Genomic DNA, 18,666 nt, shown 5'->3' on the forward strand with positions numbered 1-18,666 from the left:
GCCAAAGTGAGACCCCACAGGAGCATGTGCGACGAGGAGGCTCACTGGTCACCCGCCGGACGCGGAGTGTATTTAGCCTGCGGCTTTAAAAGTAACAATCTATATGTAACAGCCTTAAAAAAAGAACCAACTTAGGAAATTTTTCCTAAGTTGGTTCTTTTTTTGTAATTTTTACTAGAATGATAAGCTAGTCTTTCCGATATATAGGTATCACGATTTAATCACTTAGAGGGGGAACAATCTTGGCATTTCAAAGATCCATTAGGTCAAAGTTATTTATCACTTTATTATTAGTATCGATTATTCCGTTTGTCAGCATTAGTGTTTTACTTTTGACAAAAACAGATCAGGCATTTACATCTGTTTTAAATGAAAATAGTGCTGATCGAATTACATCGATAACCACTCAATTAAACAATGCTTCTCAGAATCTTTTACTTCTTACAAAAATTTATGCAGAAAATGAAGAGTTGAAAAACCTCTTAAAAAGCGGAAATCAAGAACAATTGGACACTTTTGTAGCTCCTATTTTTGAACGTCTCAATATGGAACATAAAGTAAGTGTGTTTGAATTAGGTGGGATTGACGGCAAAGTTATTTACAGAGGTCATAACCCTGAGAAGTTTGGGGATGATAAAAGTGACACACCCGCAATAGCAATGGCTTTGAAGGGTAACGACTTATCTGGATTTGAATTTGGAAGTAGTGGGTTATCAGTTAGAGCATTTGTCCCTATAAAAGATGATGGTAAACTGATAGCTACTTTGCAAACCGGATTGAATAGTGAATTTATCAACACTATTACAGACTCTCTTCAAGGTGTGCAATTAAACATCCTTGACTCGGAAGGTGCGATTCTTGTTTCCTCAGAAGAAACATCAGTTGGTAAAACGTTCGAAGAACAAAAGATCATTGATAAGGTTTTATCAGGTGAAAAAATATCACTTACCCAAAATGACTTTATAGAGAACTATGTGCCTCTATATGACCCTACAAACACAGTGGTTATAGGTATCATTAATATCCAACAAAATATCTCTAAAATAAATCAAGTGCAACAAGACATGGGGTTTCTTGAAATTGTCGTAGGTCTTAGCACACTGATTATGATTATTATAGTAGCCTGGATATTTAGCAATAGCTTTTCCAAACCGATTAAACAAATGACGTCTGTAATGAAAGAACTGTCAACAGGAAATCTTAATACAGTTTATAGTGGTTCGGCACGGAAGGATGAAATTGGTGTTTTAGGACAATCAGTTATTGAAACTCAGAATACGTTAAAAAGTATGATTCAGAAAATGACTGAACTTTCTAAGATTGTCCAAAATCAAGCCTCCTTATTAAAGCAATCTGCAGACGAAATAAAGCAAGGCAGTCAACAAGTTGCTGTAACTATGCAAGAACTATCTGGTGGAGCAGAGTCTCAAGCTGTTAGCACTTCAGATTTAGCTGATACAATGGGACGCTTTTCACAAAAAATTACACAAGTGAATCAAAATGGTCACGCTGTCTCTACTTCCGCTAATGAAGCTCTAACATTAACATTAACAGGTAAAGAATTGATGAACGCTTCTATTAACCAAATGGAGTCAATCCATAATATGGTGAATCAAGCTGTCACTCAAGTCATTAGCTTGGATAAAAAATCAAGTGAAATAAACAACTTAGTCAAAGTGATAAAAGAGATTGCAGATCAAACGAACCTATTGGCCCTAAACGCTGCAATTGAAGCTGCAAGAGCTGGTGAACATGGTAGAGGATTTGCCGTTGTTGCAGATGAAGTTAGAAAACTAGCAGAGCAAGTCTCACATTCTATCATTGGAATCTATGAAATTGCTGAAGGTATCAAATCCGAGTCTCAACATGTCACTCAAAGCTTAAAAACTGGTTTCAGCCAAGTTGAGAGTGGCACAAAGCATATACAGTCTACTGGAAAAACGTTCGAGGACATTACAGAAGCAGTCACTGTTGTCATCAGCAAAATTAATCACATTTCAACAGAGCTTGAAGATGTAAAAAATGATACGAGAAATATGGAAGAATTCGTCGATAATATTGCATCCATTTCACAACAATCAGCAGCTGGTATCGAAGAAACCGCTGCATCAGCACAACAAACAAGCAGTTCAATTGAACAAATCGCGTATAATGCTGATTCTTTAAATAGCCTTTCAGATGATCTACAGGAGTTAATCCTAAAATTTAAAGTCTAACAAGTAAAGCGGAGGCGCCTCGTTCAGCCCTGACAGGCATAAGGCGAATCACGCAGGAAACCTTGGTTTCTGAAGTGATTTGACTTATGACCCCGAGGGGCTAGGCGCTGGAGCTAGACAACAAAACAGAATACAGATTTATACTTTCCTACAAAGTTAAATCCAAACAAGGAAGAGCATTCGATGCTCTTCCTTGTTCTATATTATTTAATGGTATGCTCATTCAAATATCTTAAAATTGTATAGCGATTTCGCAAATTGTGTGCTTCTGCCACACTGCGATCTATCAATTGTTGACTAACACCTAATGATTCAGGTGTAGCATCTCCGCCGATATCTTCAATCATCTTTTTGATGTGAGCAGGTTCAGGTATTGAATTTATTAACTCTATTAATTCTTCTTTAAAAGGATCCAAATCGCTATACGCTCCATTTTGTAATCCCTCTTTGAATCTTCCTTTATACGTTTCTGAAATCAATTGACATGTTACCCCTACCTTTGCACCGTGAAGAATCTGCGGGACTTCAGCTTTTAAGAATTCCATTTCCCAATAATGGGATAAATGGTGTTCTCCACCTGAGGCTGGGTGTGATTGACCCATTAATAGCATGGCAAGACCTGATTGGACAAGAGCATCAAATAAAATGCGAATCCCTTCTTCATCTCCATCTGCTATCCTGTCAACGTTTTCTGCACAAGATATTAATGCTTCTTCCGTCACTTTTGCCACTAAAGGACAATAAGGCTCATTTGCAGTAAGATGCCCGAATTTCCAATCTGTTAACGACGTATACTTCCCAATCATATCTCCAAAGCCCGCTGCGATCATCTTTTTGGGAGCATCTTGTAAAATTGAAAGATCTCCAAATACTGCGATTGGTGAATGTAATTGAAAGGTCTGCTTCATCCCTTTAATCACGAGTGGTGCTCCCATTGAATTAAAGCCATCTACAGATGGTGCTGTGGCAATTGAGATGAAAGGCTTACCCATTTTATAACTTACGAATCTCACTATATCATGAATCGTTCCTGAGCCAACTGCAAGTATCACGTCCACATCATTTGGGGTTTCAAGTAATACTTGAACAAGAGAAACTTCGTCTGCAACGACATCATTATTTTTATCAGGTGTGATATAGCAAAGTTGATGGTATATGTTTGTGACAGTTAATTGCTCACATAGTTGTTTTCCTGCTGCTTCATAAGTAGTATCATCTACCACAATCATCACGTTTTGATATGATTTTTTTTGAAGATAATTTACGGCATCCTGGAGTGCATGTTTTTTTATTGTAATTTCTTCAATATTGATCTCAAAGTGGTTTAGCCCACATGTACACTCTTCTGCCATTTTCGTAAGGTCTGAAATGCTGTAACCCATCTTTATCCCTCCATCATATTAGGTTATTTATAAACTGATTAAGGTGCCAATTAACTATTAATCTATCTATTAACTATTCTAATGGAAGCATGGAAACCCTTCAATGATTTATGTATTTTTTAATTAATTTGGTCCTAGAATTCCATTCGCTGAGAACCAATCCCACAGTAGTTGATTGGTTCTTAGCGAGTTCCATACCATATTTAATTGATATATATATATACAAGCCAAGTTCATATCAAAAAACGCTCTAAATATAAATTCAGAGCGTCTTTACTTTACATATTTACTTTTTACAAATCATCAAACCCATTAGCATCAGTTGTCTTTGTATATTGTCTTGATTTTTGTTCAAAGAAGTCTGTTTTTCCTAGATCAACTTCCTGGTATGCAACGATCCAACGCATTGGGTTTTTAATTGGTGCCTCAGGGAATACTTGGCGACCGAAGCCAATTTGATTACAGCGTTTATTTGCCATGTATTGAATATATTGCTCAAGTTCTTGCAGCGTAATTCCATCGATTTTTTGACCGATGACTTCACGGCCCCATTCAATTTCAAGGTTTGCAGCTTCTCTAAAGGTCTCAATTGCAAACTCTTCCAACTCTTTTGTGTTGAGTTCTGGGTGTTCATTTAATACTTCTTTGAATATTTTTTCGAACAACCCTACATGAATTTGCTCATCTCGATTGATGTAGTTAATCATCGTTGATGTAGCCACCATCTTTTGGTTTCTAGCAAGATTATAGAAGAACGCAAACCCTGAATAAAAGAATAATCCTTCTAAAATCACATCATAAATGATTGATCTTAAGAAATTTTCAGGAGTTGGATTTTCTGCGAAAGCATGGTATCCATCCGTTACAAAGTCGTTACGTTTACGGAGTGTTTCTTCTGTTCTCCAGAATTCAAACACTTCATCTTGTTGGCTCTTCGGTACAATACTTGATAGCACATAAGAATATGAGTGGTTATGAATAACCTCTTGCTGAGCAAGCATAATCATCAATGCATTTAAAGATGAGTCTGTTAAATAATCTGCCGCTTTAATCGCATAATCAGACTGGATACTATCTAGTAATGCTAATAACCCGATAATTTTTAAGAATGCCTCTTGCTCCACCTCTGAAAGCTGTGGAAATTGCTTAATATCTTTGCTCATATTAATTTCAAAAGGTGTCCAGAAATTTGAAAGCATGGTTTTATATTTTGGATATGCCCATGAATAGCGAACATCATCCCAATTTAAAATATTGGAGCTTTGTCCATTAATAATGCCTGTTGATTTATTTGGTGCTTCTGTATCGATAATCTTTCTTTTTTCTAAAATGTTGTTCGTCACCCTCGTCACTCCATTTCTTCTTATTGACAGCTATCACAATCATCAATAACAGCACTTGATGTTGAGCGAACATAATAGGTTGTTTTCAGTCCACTTTCCCATGCCAGCATGTGTAAGTCTAATAACTCTTTGGCTTTAATATCATTTCTTACATATAAATTAAATGAAATGGATTGATCGATATGTCTTTGACGCTTTGCATTTTGCTTAATGCTCCATGCCTGATCAATATGATAAACCGATTTATAGTACCAATTCGTTTGTGCATTTAAATCTGGTGCTGTAACTGGAATCTTGTAATCCTTCTTTTCTTCGGAATATTCTTTTCTGAAAATCGGGTCAATACCAGAAGTTGAACCAGCAATAATTGCAGTCGATGAGTTAGGTGCCACTGCTAAAAGATAGCCATTACGAATTCCGTGATTCTGTACATTATTTTTCAACTCTAACCATTCGTCTGAACGATAGTCATGTCGGTCAAAATAAGTACCTGTTTGCCAATCAGAGCCTTCATAAACAGGGTAAGCTCCTTTTTCCTTAGCTAGTTCCATACTCGCTTTAATGGTTAAATACGAAATTTCTTCATAAATCTCATCACAATAAGCTACCGCCTCATCCGACTCCCACGCGATTCCTTTTAGTGCTAATAGATGATGCCAACCATATGTGCCAAGACCAATCCCACGGTATTTCTTATTGGTCATATTTGCTTGTAAAACAGGGATATCGTTTAAATCAATCACATTGTCTAACATTCTCACTTGAATTGAAATCAATCGTTCTAGTACATTCTCTTGTACAGCTCTTGCTAGAGAAACTGATGAAAGGTTACATACCACAAAATCCCCAGGTGTTTTCACTGTGATGATTTTACCATCCTCAGTTCTTTCTTCAACAACAGAAGTAATACTCTGGTTTTGTGTGATTTCTGTACAAAGATTACTACAATAAATGATTCCTACATGTTTATTTGCATTTTCACGGTTTACAGCATCACGATAGAACATATAAGGTGTTCCAGTTTCAAGTTGGGATCTCATGATCGACTTAAACACATCGATTGCAGGAACTTTCACTCTAGAAAGAGTTGGGTGGTTTACACATTCGAAGTATCTTCGTCTGAATTCACCTTTCCCTTTTTCTTCATCAAAAAAGTCCTCTAATGAATAACCCATAACTTTGCGCACTTCATGGGGATCAAATAAGTACCAATCATCTCGTTCTTCGACAAGCTCCATAAATACATCTGGAATACAAACACCTGTGAACAGGTCATGTGTACGTAATCGCTCATCTCCATTATTTAATCTCGCTTCAAGGAACGAGAATATATCCTTGTGCCACACATCTAAATACACAGCAATTGCACCTTGGCGTTGGCCTAATTGATCAACACTAACCGCTGTATTGTTTAACTGCTTCATCCATGGAATCGTACCAGATGAAACACCCTTAAATCCTTTGATATCACTTCCACGTGAGCGGATTTTACCTAAGTACACACCGATTCCGCCACCGTTTTTTGATAAGTTAGCAATATCTGTGTTAGAGTCGTATATTCCTCTTAAACTATCATCAACCGTGTCTATAAAACAACTAGACAACTGACCATAACTCTTTCCTGCATTAGAAAGGGTTGGGGTTGCAACAGTCATATAGAGGTTTGATAAAGCCCAATAAGCTTCTTTGATCAATTGAAGTCTCATTGCCTTTGGCTCATTTATCATCAAGGTCATCGCAATAATAAGTAATCTTTCTTGTGGAAGCTCAAAAACTCCTCCATTATGTGATTTGGCAAGATAACGCTCAGCTAACGTCACTAAACCAATGTAGGTAAACAATCGATCTTTAGATGAATCAATTAAGTTCCCTAGCTCAAGAATCTCTTGTTCAGAATATTGGTTAAGTAGCATAGGATGATAAATTCCTATATCAGTAAGCTGTACAAGTAGCCCATTAAAGTTAGCGTACTTTTGCTTTGAGTCATAAGAACGATTTAATGCAGCTTGTCCATAAAGACGATCTAAATAAATAGCAGCAGCCACATAAGTCCAATCTGGTTCAGTCATAGAAATACGTTCAAGTGCTGATAAAATAAGTAAGTTAGCTAATTGATCTCTTGTATAATCTTGTTTATGTTGTAAAGTTCTCGTAATTTTTTCGTTGTACTCACCCACTTGCAAGGTCGGAAAAGTGGCTGTAAGTTGTTCAATATATCCTAAAACATCCTCCACATTTGATGCGTATAATTCGTTAAATGAGATTTTCTCCATTATGGTCATCGCAATTACCCCTCTCAAAAATAAAAAATGCTCACCTTAGAAGGTGAGCTGAGCAGGTCAGAACGAAGACTATGGCAGATGAAATCATCATCTTAAAGGTCCTCGTTCTACCCTCTCAACTCCCGAAGAAGATAGTACTAAGTAAAAAGGCAGGTCTCCTGGCTTATGCTTCACTTTACTTTAAGGCCCTTCCCATGAGTGAATCACAGTGATCACCTTATTTCATCAGCATTTTACAGTTGCGGGAACAGTTCTGGATTCTCACCAGATTCCCTATTACGTCTAATTCGACACCTTTTTTACCGGAATAACACAAAATATTGTATTTTATTAATGCAACTACACTATATATCGTTTTTGGCTTTCTTAAGTATAAATTGACATGACAAATTATGCAATCTATTTATCTATAAAATTTTTATCATTGAACATAAAAATAAAGTTTCTTTCATGGTGCTGGATTGAGCGGCTTTTATTAGACACTTTGATACATCTTTCTGTTTGTTCTATAGACAGGTTCTATAAGACAATCCCACGATTCGTCGATATGTTCTTTTCTTAAGGACATAGAAACAAAACAAAAGCCGCCCATATCTGGACAGCCTCGTTACATTATCTCGCTTTAATAAACATTTGTACCCATGCACTATGATAGAATCCAACACCAATTGAATCATATTCTGGCTTTAGAATATTTGCACGATGGCCTGGTGAATTCATCCATGCATTCATTACTTCTTTTGGGGTTTTCTGACCTTTTGCAATGTTTTCCCCTGCACTTTGATAACTAATCCCAAACGTTTTTAACATTTGAAATGGTGAACCATAATTCGGACTAGTGTGTGAGAAGTAATTAGAATTGATCATATCTTGCGCTTTTTTATGAGCGACATTTTTCAAATCTGCACGATGAGTTAATGGCTTTAACCCAGCCTTCGCTCTTTCTTGATTCACAAGCTGAACAACCTGTTCCTCAAATGAGCTAGAATGACTTGCAGAAGGCTTTAATCTGATCACTTCACCCACATGCATGTTTGTTGGAACCACGTCTGGATTCAATTCCATTAATCGTTTGTAATCCAACCCGTAACGTTGAGCTATGTACCAAAACGAATCCCCTCGTGATACCTTATAAAACTCAAACGGTGGTTCTTTAAATGTTTTTATTTGCGCATGAGGTTGTGAAACTACAGGTAACGCAAACATAATCGCGATCGTTAAAGCAATAATCTTCTTCATTATTTACCTCCTAACGTTAATTAGTACTACATGCATAGTTTGACTTGAACAACAAAATCCATTCATACAAATTAAATCAATTATCAAAATTTCAATGATTATCCTGATTCGGAAATCCAAGAATCAATTACCATGATTTTGGCAAACTAAAATTAGATACTATAACCTGAGGAGTTTTTCGCAATGGATTTCTTACAAAAATATGAACTGAATTTAAATCCTGACAATAGCTACACGTTAGTCATTCACTTAAACCAGCCTTTAACAGAATTTGCACAAGAATTAGGCTATACACCTGGGAAAAAAGACGATTTTCATCTACAGTTAAAGCAATTTGTGAAACAATCGTTCCCAAGGATCAAAGTATCCAGTGTAAAAGTTATGGTTGGCGCTCTGCTTGTCACCTCTTATTATTTTGTTGACTCAACATTAAGTAGTGCACTGGCAAATACAACAACCCAAACTCAACAGTTATTTCAATATGACACCTATACTGTCCAATCTGGAGATACACTGTACTCTCTAAGCAGACGTTTCAACGTAACTGTCTCTGCCCTAAAAGAACTAAATACATTATCCACAGACACGTTAAAAATAGGACAGGTTCTAAAGCTACCTTATTTCACTTACACAGTTACATCAGGAGATACTTTATATACAATTGCTAAAAAACACCAAACCACAGCCATAGAAATTAAGACGTTTAATCAATTATCATCTGATGTTATTCATATTGGACAAAAACTCAGAGTTCCCCAACCGATCACGCAACCAACGATCATAACCGAGACAACAACAACTGAACCGACAACAACGAATGATACCATTTATACGGTTATATCTGGGGATACTTTATCGATTATTGCTAAAAAATTCAACATAACGGTCGAGGCGATTAAATCGCATAACAATCTGACCACAGATCTGATTTACATTGGACAGAAACTAACGATTCCAATGGCCGATGAACAGCCTACGACCGAACAAATTTCAAATGATACCACTTCTGAACCTGAGCAAGCTCCAGATACGATTAGTTACACCGTCATTTCAGGTGATACTTTATCACTAATTGCAAATAAGTTTAATACTACGGTTGAAAATCTTAAAAATCATAATGGGTTGAGTTCTGATCGAATCTTTGTCGGACAAGTATTATTGATTCCAAAAAGCGTTACTCAACCAGTCGCCGAAGAACCAATTATTGAAAGTGGGTTAGACACGAGTTCTATTGAAGGAACAATTTATACTGTTGTACCTGGAGATACCTTATCTTTAATAGCTAAGAAGTTTAATACAACGGTAGACCTTGTCAAAACGACAAATAATCTAACATCAGATCTTATTTTTGTTGGTCAGAAACTGACGGTTCCAAGCACCGAGCAACCAGTTGTCGAGGTCGATCATACTGCTCCTGAACAACCAAGAATAGGAGCTCTCCCCATCATCACCACTCAAAATGTCACTGAATACATTGTAAGTGGGACAGCTGAGGCAAATGCTAGTATTGAGATACTTATTCAAGATGGGGTTCACTCTCCTATCAGACATGTGATTCAAGCAAGTGAGACTGGAGAGTATACACAAACAATCAACCTATCATCACTGCAAGATGGGCAGTTGACGATTCTAGTGCAAGCAACTGATAACGCCGGAAACCAGAGTACACCGCTATCTGAACACATTGTAAAAGATACGGTTTCTGTTGAACCTATTTTGAATGCGAACGTGCCTATAAATTATGAAAATGTACACCAATACGTACTTATCGGAAAAGCAGAACCTGGTTCAACCGTGGTATTTACTATATCTGATGGATTTCATCCTGATATTCATTTCACAACAACCGCTAATGAAAGTGGAGATATTAACGAACTTATAAATCTCACCGGACTAAATGATGGGGCAATTATTTTAAAAGCGCACTCAATTGACCTTGTTGGCAATCAAAGCTCAGTTACTGAAGCAACTGTGATGAAGGAAACGATGCTCTACACACCAACAATTGAAAATTCCACTGTAGTTAATGGGGCAAATGTTAGCAACTATACGATAGCTGGACATGCCCAGCCACGAACTGTCATTGATCTCATTGTTTCAGATGGAGTGAATCCACCAGTACTAGCCTCGGTTCTTACTGATGATAATGGTGAATATGCATCTGTACTAGATCTGTCCATGTTAGTCGATACAGATTTAAAAATTGAAGTGAAAGCAACTTCAGAGGCTGGAATATCAAGTGATTCAGAAACAGTGATGATTAAAAAAGATACAGTTAGTCCTGATGCACCTAGCTTGAATAATACCGGATATATTAATGCGGAATCACAAACCTCCTATTCATTAACAGGACAGGCAGATCCATTAGCTCTGGTGACAATCGTTCTAACTAATCATTTAAATCAATATATTACGATAACAACCCATGCAACTGAATCTGGGGACTATACCCTTCCAGTTGATGTCTCTCAAATGACAGATGGAGATCTTTTTATCAATTTCACACAAACTGATTCTGCTGGTAATGTGAGTTATACGAGTAAATCGACTCTTGTTAAGGATACAGTTGGTCCTAGTTTGTTTACACCTCAACCTATCGTTAATATTTTTAGTGGTAATCAACATGACTATATACTTTCAGGAACAACTGAAGTGAATGGGCTTATTGGACTAACAATAAGTGATGGCACCAATACAATAAGTCGGACGACTGAGACAAATAGTGAAGGAGCTTTTGAGATACCGTTAGACACAAGTGGGTTAAATGATGGTGAATTAATCGTACAGTATTATGTCACCGACCAAGCAGGGAATGTACAACCACAGCAGCCCATCACTATTTTAAAGGATACAACAGCACCTAGTGAGGTCACCCTTGCTACCCCTGAATATGTGAATAAGAGCAATATGGAGAAATTTTTAGTTAAAGGGATTAATGCAGAAGATGCCGTTACCATTCGTGTATTAATTACAGATGGAACGAATACAACAGAGGGAGTTACAACGGCGGCGAGCGGAGTATTTGAAATAGACATGAATTTAGGAACCCTTAAAGATGGCCCACTACGTATTGAAGTGGTTCAAACTGATAAGGCAGGAAATACAAGTATCGTCCAAACTCAAACCGTTGAAAAAGACACAGTTGTAGATCAACCGGTTATTTCAAAAAGTGGATTCAGTATCGTGAACGGTGGTTTGGTATATACGATCATTGGTACAGCTGAGGCTAATTCTGCTGTGACTGTTTTCCTTAGTGATCTGGATAAAACTGACCAACTGTCAAAAAGTACTACCACAAATGAACGAGGTTTTTTTACTATCACAATCCCGTTATACCAACTTAGTACGACAGATAATTTAAGCATACGAGTTCAGCAAAGTGACCAAGCTGAGAATGTTAGTGAAGAGATTCAACTACCTACTCACTCTTATCTTGTGTCAGCTGATGATACACTGTTTACGATCGCTAAGCGTTTTAATACAACAGTTGATGCTCTACGTTCAATGAACCATTTAACATCTACTACCGTCTCGGTTGGACAAACGTTAAGATTACCTGTCACAGCTAGTACGGTTCTGAATCTCGGGTATTTGTATTTTGGAAATACAAAGGAATATGTCAATACGGTTAATGGAACAAATCAAGCGATAAACGTTGTATCACCAAGTTATTTTGATATTAATACAGATGGTAGCCTAAAGCTTACTTATCAGCTTGACCCTGCCTTTATTGAAAGCATGCACCAACAGGGAATTCGTGTGGTACCTTTTTTAAGCAACCACTGGAATCGAGAAATAGGACGAGCAATGCTTCAAAATAAGGAGCAGGCTGCCCAACAAATTGCTGACGCGATTGCTAAATACAATTTAGATGGTGTAAATGTTGATTTGGAGAATATTACTGATGCTGATCGCGCCAATTTTACGGAGTTCGTTCGGTTATTAAGACTAAAAATACCAACAGAAAAAGAAGTATCTGTGGCAGTTGCTGCAAATCCGAATGGATGGAACACTGGTTGGCATGGGGCTTATGATTATAATAGCCTGTCTAAGTATGCTGATTATTTAATGATCATGAGCTATGACGAAAGCTACCATGGAGGAGATCCTGGTCCTGTAGCAAGCCTTCCATGGGTTGAACGTTCCATCCAATATGCAATTAATCAAGGAGTAGCTCGTGATAAAATTGTCATGGGGATGGCTCATTATGGACGATACTGGATTGAAGGTCTTGATTTTGGAGGATTTGGTATCTCAAATTCGAAGATTGAGGAACTGTTAACAAAGTATGAGCATACTCTTGTCTTTGATGAAACCAGCCAGTCTGTAAAAGCGACAGTTATTATAAAAGCTGAAGATCCAGTGACATTTGTTTCTGGTTCAAATCTTACACCTGGAACTTATACGATTTGGTTTGAAAATGCAGAGTCTGTTACACAGAAATTAGCACTAGTCGCAAAATACGAGATCCGTGGAGTTGGAAACTGGAGCTTAGGACAGGAAAACACAAACATCTGGACTAGTTTCACGACATCCATGCCGGCAACGACTCCACTAACATCAGTATCATATACTGAGGAACAGTCTATTTACACAATTGACCATACGGTTGTCTCTGGTGAGAGTCTCTGGGCAATTGCCACTCGGTACAAAACGACAATTACGGCAATTAAGGATGTAAATAACTTAACTTCAGACACATTGTATATTGGCCAAGTCTTAAAGATTCCACAGGTTGAGCCTATAGTGACTGAAGAAGCTGTTACAACGACAGTTACGACTTACACGGTTACATCTGGTGATTCATTGTGGTTAATTGCAAGTCGCTTTAACACCACTGTGACAGCAATTAAAGAAGCGAATAACTTAACAAGTGATACCATTAATGTGGGACAAGTGTTAATTATTCCATAAGAAAAGAGGCAAATTCAACTTGAATTTGCCTCTTACTATCTAGTTAAAAACTTATAAACCTTCGTGGATCAACCGAATTTGATTTTGATGCATTCCATGGTCCAACATGCAGTTCAAAATGAAGATGCTTCCCATATGAATGACCTGTATTCCCCATATATCCTAACATTGCACCTTTACTCACATATTGCCCTTCACCAACTGAGCGACTTTCAAGATGAGCATAAACCGTTGTATATATTTTACCATCTATATTATGTGTAACAAAGACAACATTCCCATAGCTTGATGAATAATACGAACGGAATACAATTCCATCAGCAGCAGCTACAACCGGAACAGATGGAGCAGAATTTGCAATGTCTATACCCGCATGGAGGGTGCCCCAACGAGCCCCATAATTAGAAGACACTCTTCCATTCGCTGGTCTCATAAAATTCCCACTCGTGACTGCAGGCGCTGGTGCTGTAACAACTGGTGGAGGAGTGGTAGTAATACCAGCAGCTTCTTGACGTTTACGTTCTTCTTCTTGGCGTTTCCGCTCTTCTTCTTGGCGCTTCCGTTCTTCCTCTATCTCTTTTTGACGACGATTCCACTCTTCAATCGCACGTTGAATGGCTTTTTCCTGTGCTGCCAAGAGTGCTGCCTCATCTTCAAGGGTTGCAATATGGTCATGCATTTCTTCTTCTTCTTGCTTTAATTCAGACATGATTTCATTCTTTTCACTAATCTGAGTGTTAAGCTTTTTTTTCATACCCTCGAGCTCAACTAATTGTTCTTCTAATTGAACGAGTTGTTCGTTCATTTTTTCTTCAGTATCCTCTAGTAATTGTTTATCCTCTTGGTGAACCTTAATGATGTCACGATCAGCTTGCACAAAAGACGAAACTGCACTTACACGATTTACAAAATCACTAAAGCTTTGTGCACCTAGTACGACATCTACATAGCTGATCATCCCACCATTTTCTTGGATCGAACGCATTCGGTCCTTTAACAGAGCATCTCTTTTTTCAATACGCTCTTTTACGACTTCAATTTCAGCCTTTAATTTTTCAATTTCTTCTTTTGTATCAGTTATCTGAACATCTTTTTCACGTATTTGACCACTTGTTTCAGCAACCGCCAAATCTAATCGTTTAATTTCCTGATTCACGACTACCTGTTCTTGCTTTAATTGGTCCATTTCACTTTTCTTACTATCAAGATCTGTTTCTATGTCAGAACGTTTACTTTCAACCTGATCCTTCTGGTTTTCAAGTGAACGATTTGTATCTTCAGCAAAAACCGTTATTAAACCTGGACTTATTGCATTTCCAGCCAGTAAAACTATACCAATCCCTAGAATGAGAAATCTCCGTTTCAACTCGTTCATGTCTCCCTTCAATTTTTCATTTTTAATAAGAAAAGCGCAAGGCGCCCGTTTATCGGCGACAGGCATAAGACGAGCCGGCTTGAAGGTTGCTTTTTAACCTTCTAGTCGGATTGGCTTATGACCCCGAGACGATGGCGCCTGGAGCTAGACACCAAGAAAAGCGCAAGGCGCCCGTTTATCGGCGACAAACGTTGAGAAGGAAATATAGCTTGTCCTTCTTTTAAAAGTAATAGAGAACATTAGCTCAGCCATCATGTTATCCAAATATAAGAATCTAGCTATCTACTAACTTATAAATAAAATGAACAGGTAACATCAAGAAAGCTGTTGGCTTATCGAGATGCCTACCTGCTTATTACATGTTATACTCTTAAGAATTTACGTACAGACATTAAGCTTCCCCACACACCAATGAATGCTCCAAGCGCTATTAACAATCCTGTAACCTGGAACGCAAACGGCTGAAAAGGTAGAAGGGTAAGAAATGTGCCATCAAGTCTTGGCTGAATTAAGCCGTAAACATAATTATAGGTTCCTAGAATCACACCAATTGGAACGACTGCTCCTAATATCCCTAAAAATAGACCTTCAAGGAAAAACGGCCAACGGATAAACGCGTTTGTTGCACCAACAAGTTTCATGATTTCAATTTCCCGTCTTCTTGCTACAATCGTAATCTTTATCGTATTTGAGATTAAGAACATGGCGGTAAACAAGAGTCCAATAATTAAACCAAGTCCTACATTTCTAGAAACCTTTACAGTTGCAAAGATTTTCTCAATCTCACCTTGACCATACTTCACCTTTGCTGCATATGCATAGGTTTCTATTTCTTTCGCAACCTTCATAATATCGGTTGGTTCATTTGTTTTGATGATAAACACATTATGCAATGGATTATTTTGTTCAAAGAGTTCAAATATCTTACCCTCTTCACCAAAGCTCTTAATCATGTTTGCAAGTTCATCTTCTTTTGAAGAGTATTCAATGGTAGATACTTCCGGAATTTTATCAATTTCGGCTTCCAGCTTTTTTTGATCTTCTGGTGTTGCAGCTAAATCAATATGAACACGAATCCGAACATCTTCCTCAATAGAGGTTGCCATGCTGTTTAAGTTCAACATGATAACGATAAAAACACCAACAAGTAATAGCGTAACAGTTACAGCACTTATTGATGCAAATGTCATCCAGCCATTACGACTAAGGTTTTTTGCACTTTCACGAAAGTGCCTGATGAGTGTACTAGATTTCATAGCCATACTCACCCCTTACTTCATCACGTGCAATTTTTCCACTTTCAATGGCAATTACTCGCTTTTTAATTTTGTTAACAATTTCTCTGTTATGTGTAGCCATAATAATCGTCGTACCACGGTTATTGATTTCCTCAAAGATATTCATAATTTCCCATGAGGTTTCAGGATCTAAATTCCCTGTTGGCTCATCGGCAATCATTAGTCCTGGAGAATTAACGATTGACCTTGCGATTGATACACGCTGTTGCTCTCCACCTGATAATTCATCTGGTAAAAACCTAGCCTTATGCTTTAGTCGGACTAAATCTAGTACTTCCAACACCCGTTTTTTTATATTACGAGGGTTTTCTTCAATAACTTCAAGCGCATATGCTATATTTTCAAATACAGAAAGTCTTGGTAACAGTTTAAAGTCTTGAAAAACTACTCCGATGTTACGGCGTAAATAAGGAACTTTTTTCTCTTTCAACTTTGTTAAGTCTATGCCATTAATTGTAATTGAACCTGAGGAAGGTTTCTCTTCACGATACATCATTTTAATGAAGGTCGATTTTCCTGCTCCACTTGGTCCAACAACATAAACAAATTCACCTTGCTTAATATTGACTGAAATCCCATTTACAGCAAGTACGCCATTGGGATACTTTTTGGTAACATCCTTCATTTCTATCATCTATAATCACCTGAATTAGTTTTTTTTTGTTCTTTTACATTAACTATATCACGAATACATGCAGTTTTTGTCGAGAAATTTACATTTTTATTAAGTGAAGGCCATATATCGCCACTTTTTACATTATAACATCATAATTCGTCAAAATCAGACCCAAAATTATTACATTTTCATTTCACCGTCAAACGTGTTGTTTAACATAGGGTTTGGCGGGTTGTTTATTTTTGGTAACTGGTTTAGTCATTTGGTATTTTGGTAGTTTGATAGGAGAACTGAGTGATTTTTGAGTGGGATTACGGTTTTGGGATCGATGCGGGTTTGATGAAAGACTTTTTTCTGGTGATGTACTCGGTTTTGTCTTTCATAGCGCGGATGAAGGACTTTTTTCTGGTGAGCTCCTCGATTTTGTCTTTCATAGCTCCGATGAAAGACTTTTATCTGAGGATCTCCTCGATTTTGTCTTTCATAGCTCGGATGAAAGACTTTTTTCTGCTGATCTACTCGATTTTGTCTTTCATAGCCTGGATGAAAGACTTTTTTCTGGTGATGTACTCGGTTTTGTCTTTCATAGCCCGGATGAAAGACTTTTTTCTGCTGATCTACTCGATTTTGTCTTTCATAGCTATTTTCATAAAAAAAGCACCAGGTATTTCCCCAATGCTTTTGCTGCTTAAAATTCGCTTATTATAGATTCCTCTTATTTCTTTTCCGCTAGCCACTCAGCGACTGCAACTGCTTCGTCACCTACGATGATTTTCCCACGCATCATCCCTTGACCATTTTCTATGATGGATTCAATTTCTTCTTGAGAATACTCTGAACCTATATTCGCTAATCCTGGCCCAACCCCTCCGCTTAAATCTTGACCATGACATGATCCACAGTTTTGTTGGAATACTCGCTCTGCATTCACTGTCGCTGTATCTCCTGTTGCTTCTGAAGCTTCATCTCCTCCACCACAAGCAGCTAATACAACCAATACGACCAATAATAAACCTAATAATTTCACTTTCAATTATGACTCCCCCTTCCGAGCAAAATAAAGTTATTAAAATTTTATTATAACCGATTTATGCTCGTTTAAAACCTTCACCTAACACCTCAGCAGCATCCATAACAATAACAAATGCAGACGAATCAATGCTTTTCACTAATTGTTTCAATTTTGTGAACTCTGTTTGATCAACCACACACATCAAAATAGGACGTTCATCATCTGTATACCCACCAAACGCAGACAGCTTCGTCACTCCACGGTCAATCTCATGTATGATTCCATTCCTAACCTTTTCTTGTTGATTTGTTATAATCATCGCCATTTTTGAATTGCCAATTCCTATTTGCACAAGGTCAATGGTTTTACTGGTGACAAATAATCCAATTAATGCATAAAGCCCTCTTTCAATATCGAATACAACCGCTGCGGATAATACGATCAGTCCATCTATAATCAGAACACATCGTCCAAGTGTAAAACCAGTATATTTATTAATAATTTGAGCGGCTAAATCAGTCCCGCCAGTCGAGCCCTTTCCTCTAAAAACAATTCCAAGACCTAAACCTACTCCGATTCCACCGAAGATGGCTCCTAGTAAAGGATCCAATGTTGCAGGTTCGACATCTCTTGAAAGATACACAACAAGAGGAAGAAAAATAGTCCCGACTAATGTCTTTGTGCCAAATTGTTTTCCTAGTAAAATAACTCCTGCAATAAACAGCGGTATATTGAATGCCCATTGAACATAGGCGGGTTCCCAGCCTAATAAAGTAAATAAAATGATACTAATACCACTTACCCCACCAGATGCTACTTGATTGGGTAATAAAAACACATTAAAAGCCAAAGCAATAAATGCTGAACCAACTAAAATATGTATATACTCACTTACTAAATTTAAAAGTGGATGTTGTTCTTTTTGGCGTCTTCTCTTGTTCATGTTGTTCCTCCTAATTCCGGTAATTCATTGATAACCTTTGAGAGTA

At 37.5% G+C, this 18,666-nt stretch carries 12 protein-coding genes and 1 riboswitch; of the genes, 3 read left to right on the forward strand and 9 right to left on the reverse strand.

Annotated features, from left to right (window positions below):
- Positions 1-242: 242 nt before the first annotated feature.
- On the forward strand, positions 243-2,216 hold the full coding sequence (locus BLQ56_RS17320) for a methyl-accepting chemotaxis protein (protein WP_090857249.1): 1,974 nt from the start codon (positions 243-245) through the stop codon (positions 2,214-2,216).
- A 203-nt stretch (positions 2,217-2,419) separates the two neighbouring features.
- On the opposite strand, the gene BLQ56_RS17325 is transcribed toward BLQ56_RS17320, so the two are convergent.
- The 4 genes from BLQ56_RS17325 to BLQ56_RS17340 all read right to left on the reverse strand — a co-directional run bounded on the left by BLQ56_RS17325 (position 2,420) and on the right by BLQ56_RS17340 (position 8,462).
- Positions 2,420-3,598: a sn-glycerol-1-phosphate dehydrogenase gene (locus BLQ56_RS17325; protein ID WP_090857252.1), complete on the reverse strand. Its 1,179-nt coding sequence runs from the start codon at positions 3,596-3,598 to the stop codon at positions 2,420-2,422.
- A gap of 293 nt (positions 3,599-3,891) precedes the next feature.
- Positions 3,892-4,941, reverse strand: a complete 1,050-nt coding sequence (locus BLQ56_RS17330; RefSeq protein WP_090857254.1) for a ribonucleotide-diphosphate reductase subunit beta — start codon at positions 4,939-4,941, stop codon at positions 3,892-3,894.
- Between the two features lie 20 nt (positions 4,942-4,961).
- Positions 4,962-7,214: a ribonucleoside-diphosphate reductase subunit alpha gene (locus tag BLQ56_RS17335; RefSeq protein WP_090857360.1), complete on the reverse strand. Its 2,253-nt coding sequence runs from the start codon at positions 7,212-7,214 to the stop codon at positions 4,962-4,964.
- 140 nt (positions 7,215-7,354) lie between these two features.
- Positions 7,355-7,536: riboswitch (cobalamin riboswitch) on the reverse strand.
- Between the two features lie 299 nt (positions 7,537-7,835).
- A complete protein-coding gene (locus BLQ56_RS17340) occupies positions 7,836-8,462 on the reverse strand; it encodes a CAP domain-containing protein (protein ID WP_090857257.1) in 627 nt (208 codons plus the stop codon).
- A gap of 183 nt (positions 8,463-8,645) precedes the next feature.
- Here BLQ56_RS17340 and BLQ56_RS17345 point away from each other — a divergent pair, with 183 nt between their 5' ends.
- Positions 8,646-13,376: a LysM peptidoglycan-binding domain-containing protein gene (locus BLQ56_RS17345; RefSeq protein WP_090857260.1), complete on the forward strand. Its 4,731-nt coding sequence runs from the start codon at positions 8,646-8,648 to the stop codon at positions 13,374-13,376.
- 43 nt (positions 13,377-13,419) lie between these two features.
- Here the strand turns inward: BLQ56_RS17345 and BLQ56_RS17350 are convergent, their stop codons facing one another.
- The 3 genes from BLQ56_RS17350 to ftsE form a co-directional block, all read right to left on the reverse strand.
- On the reverse strand, positions 13,420-14,751 hold the full coding sequence (locus BLQ56_RS17350; RefSeq protein WP_204381090.1) for a murein hydrolase activator EnvC family protein: 1,332 nt from the start codon (positions 14,749-14,751) through the stop codon (positions 13,420-13,422).
- 362 nt (positions 14,752-15,113) lie between these two features.
- Positions 15,114-16,007 (reverse strand): permease-like cell division protein FtsX, encoded by an 894-nt coding sequence (gene ftsX / locus BLQ56_RS17355; RefSeq protein WP_090857266.1) that lies wholly within the window; start codon positions 16,005-16,007, stop codon positions 15,114-15,116.
- Positions 15,997-16,683, reverse strand: a complete 687-nt coding sequence (gene ftsE, locus BLQ56_RS17360; protein ID WP_090857268.1) for a cell division ATP-binding protein FtsE — start codon at positions 16,681-16,683, stop codon at positions 15,997-15,999. The genes ftsX and ftsE overlap by 11 nt, the downstream gene beginning before the upstream one ends.
- Before the next feature lie 287 nt (positions 16,684-16,970).
- On the opposite strand from ftsE, the gene BLQ56_RS17365 reads away from it, so the two are divergent.
- Positions 16,971-17,357 carry a hypothetical protein gene (locus tag BLQ56_RS17365; RefSeq protein ID WP_090857270.1) on the forward strand — a complete coding sequence of 129 codons (387 nt, stop codon included), beginning with the start codon at positions 16,971-16,973 and terminating at the stop codon, positions 17,355-17,357.
- Positions 17,358-17,380: 23 nt separating this feature from the next.
- Here BLQ56_RS17365 and cccB read toward each other — a convergent pair whose 3' ends face one another.
- A complete protein-coding gene (cccB, locus tag BLQ56_RS17370) occupies positions 17,381-17,698 on the reverse strand; it encodes a cytochrome c551 (protein WP_090857273.1) in 318 nt (105 codons plus the stop codon).
- Positions 17,699-17,753: 55 nt separating this feature from the next.
- Positions 17,754-18,620, reverse strand: a complete 867-nt coding sequence (locus tag BLQ56_RS17375) for a YitT family protein (RefSeq protein ID WP_090857276.1) — start codon at positions 18,618-18,620, stop codon at positions 17,754-17,756.
- Between the last annotated feature and the right edge of the window lie 46 nt (positions 18,621-18,666).

Origin of the sequence: Litchfieldia salsa (assembly GCF_900104555.1) — a bacterium.
Classification (GTDB): domain Bacteria; phylum Bacillota; class Bacilli; order Bacillales; family Bacillaceae_L; genus Litchfieldia; species Litchfieldia salsa.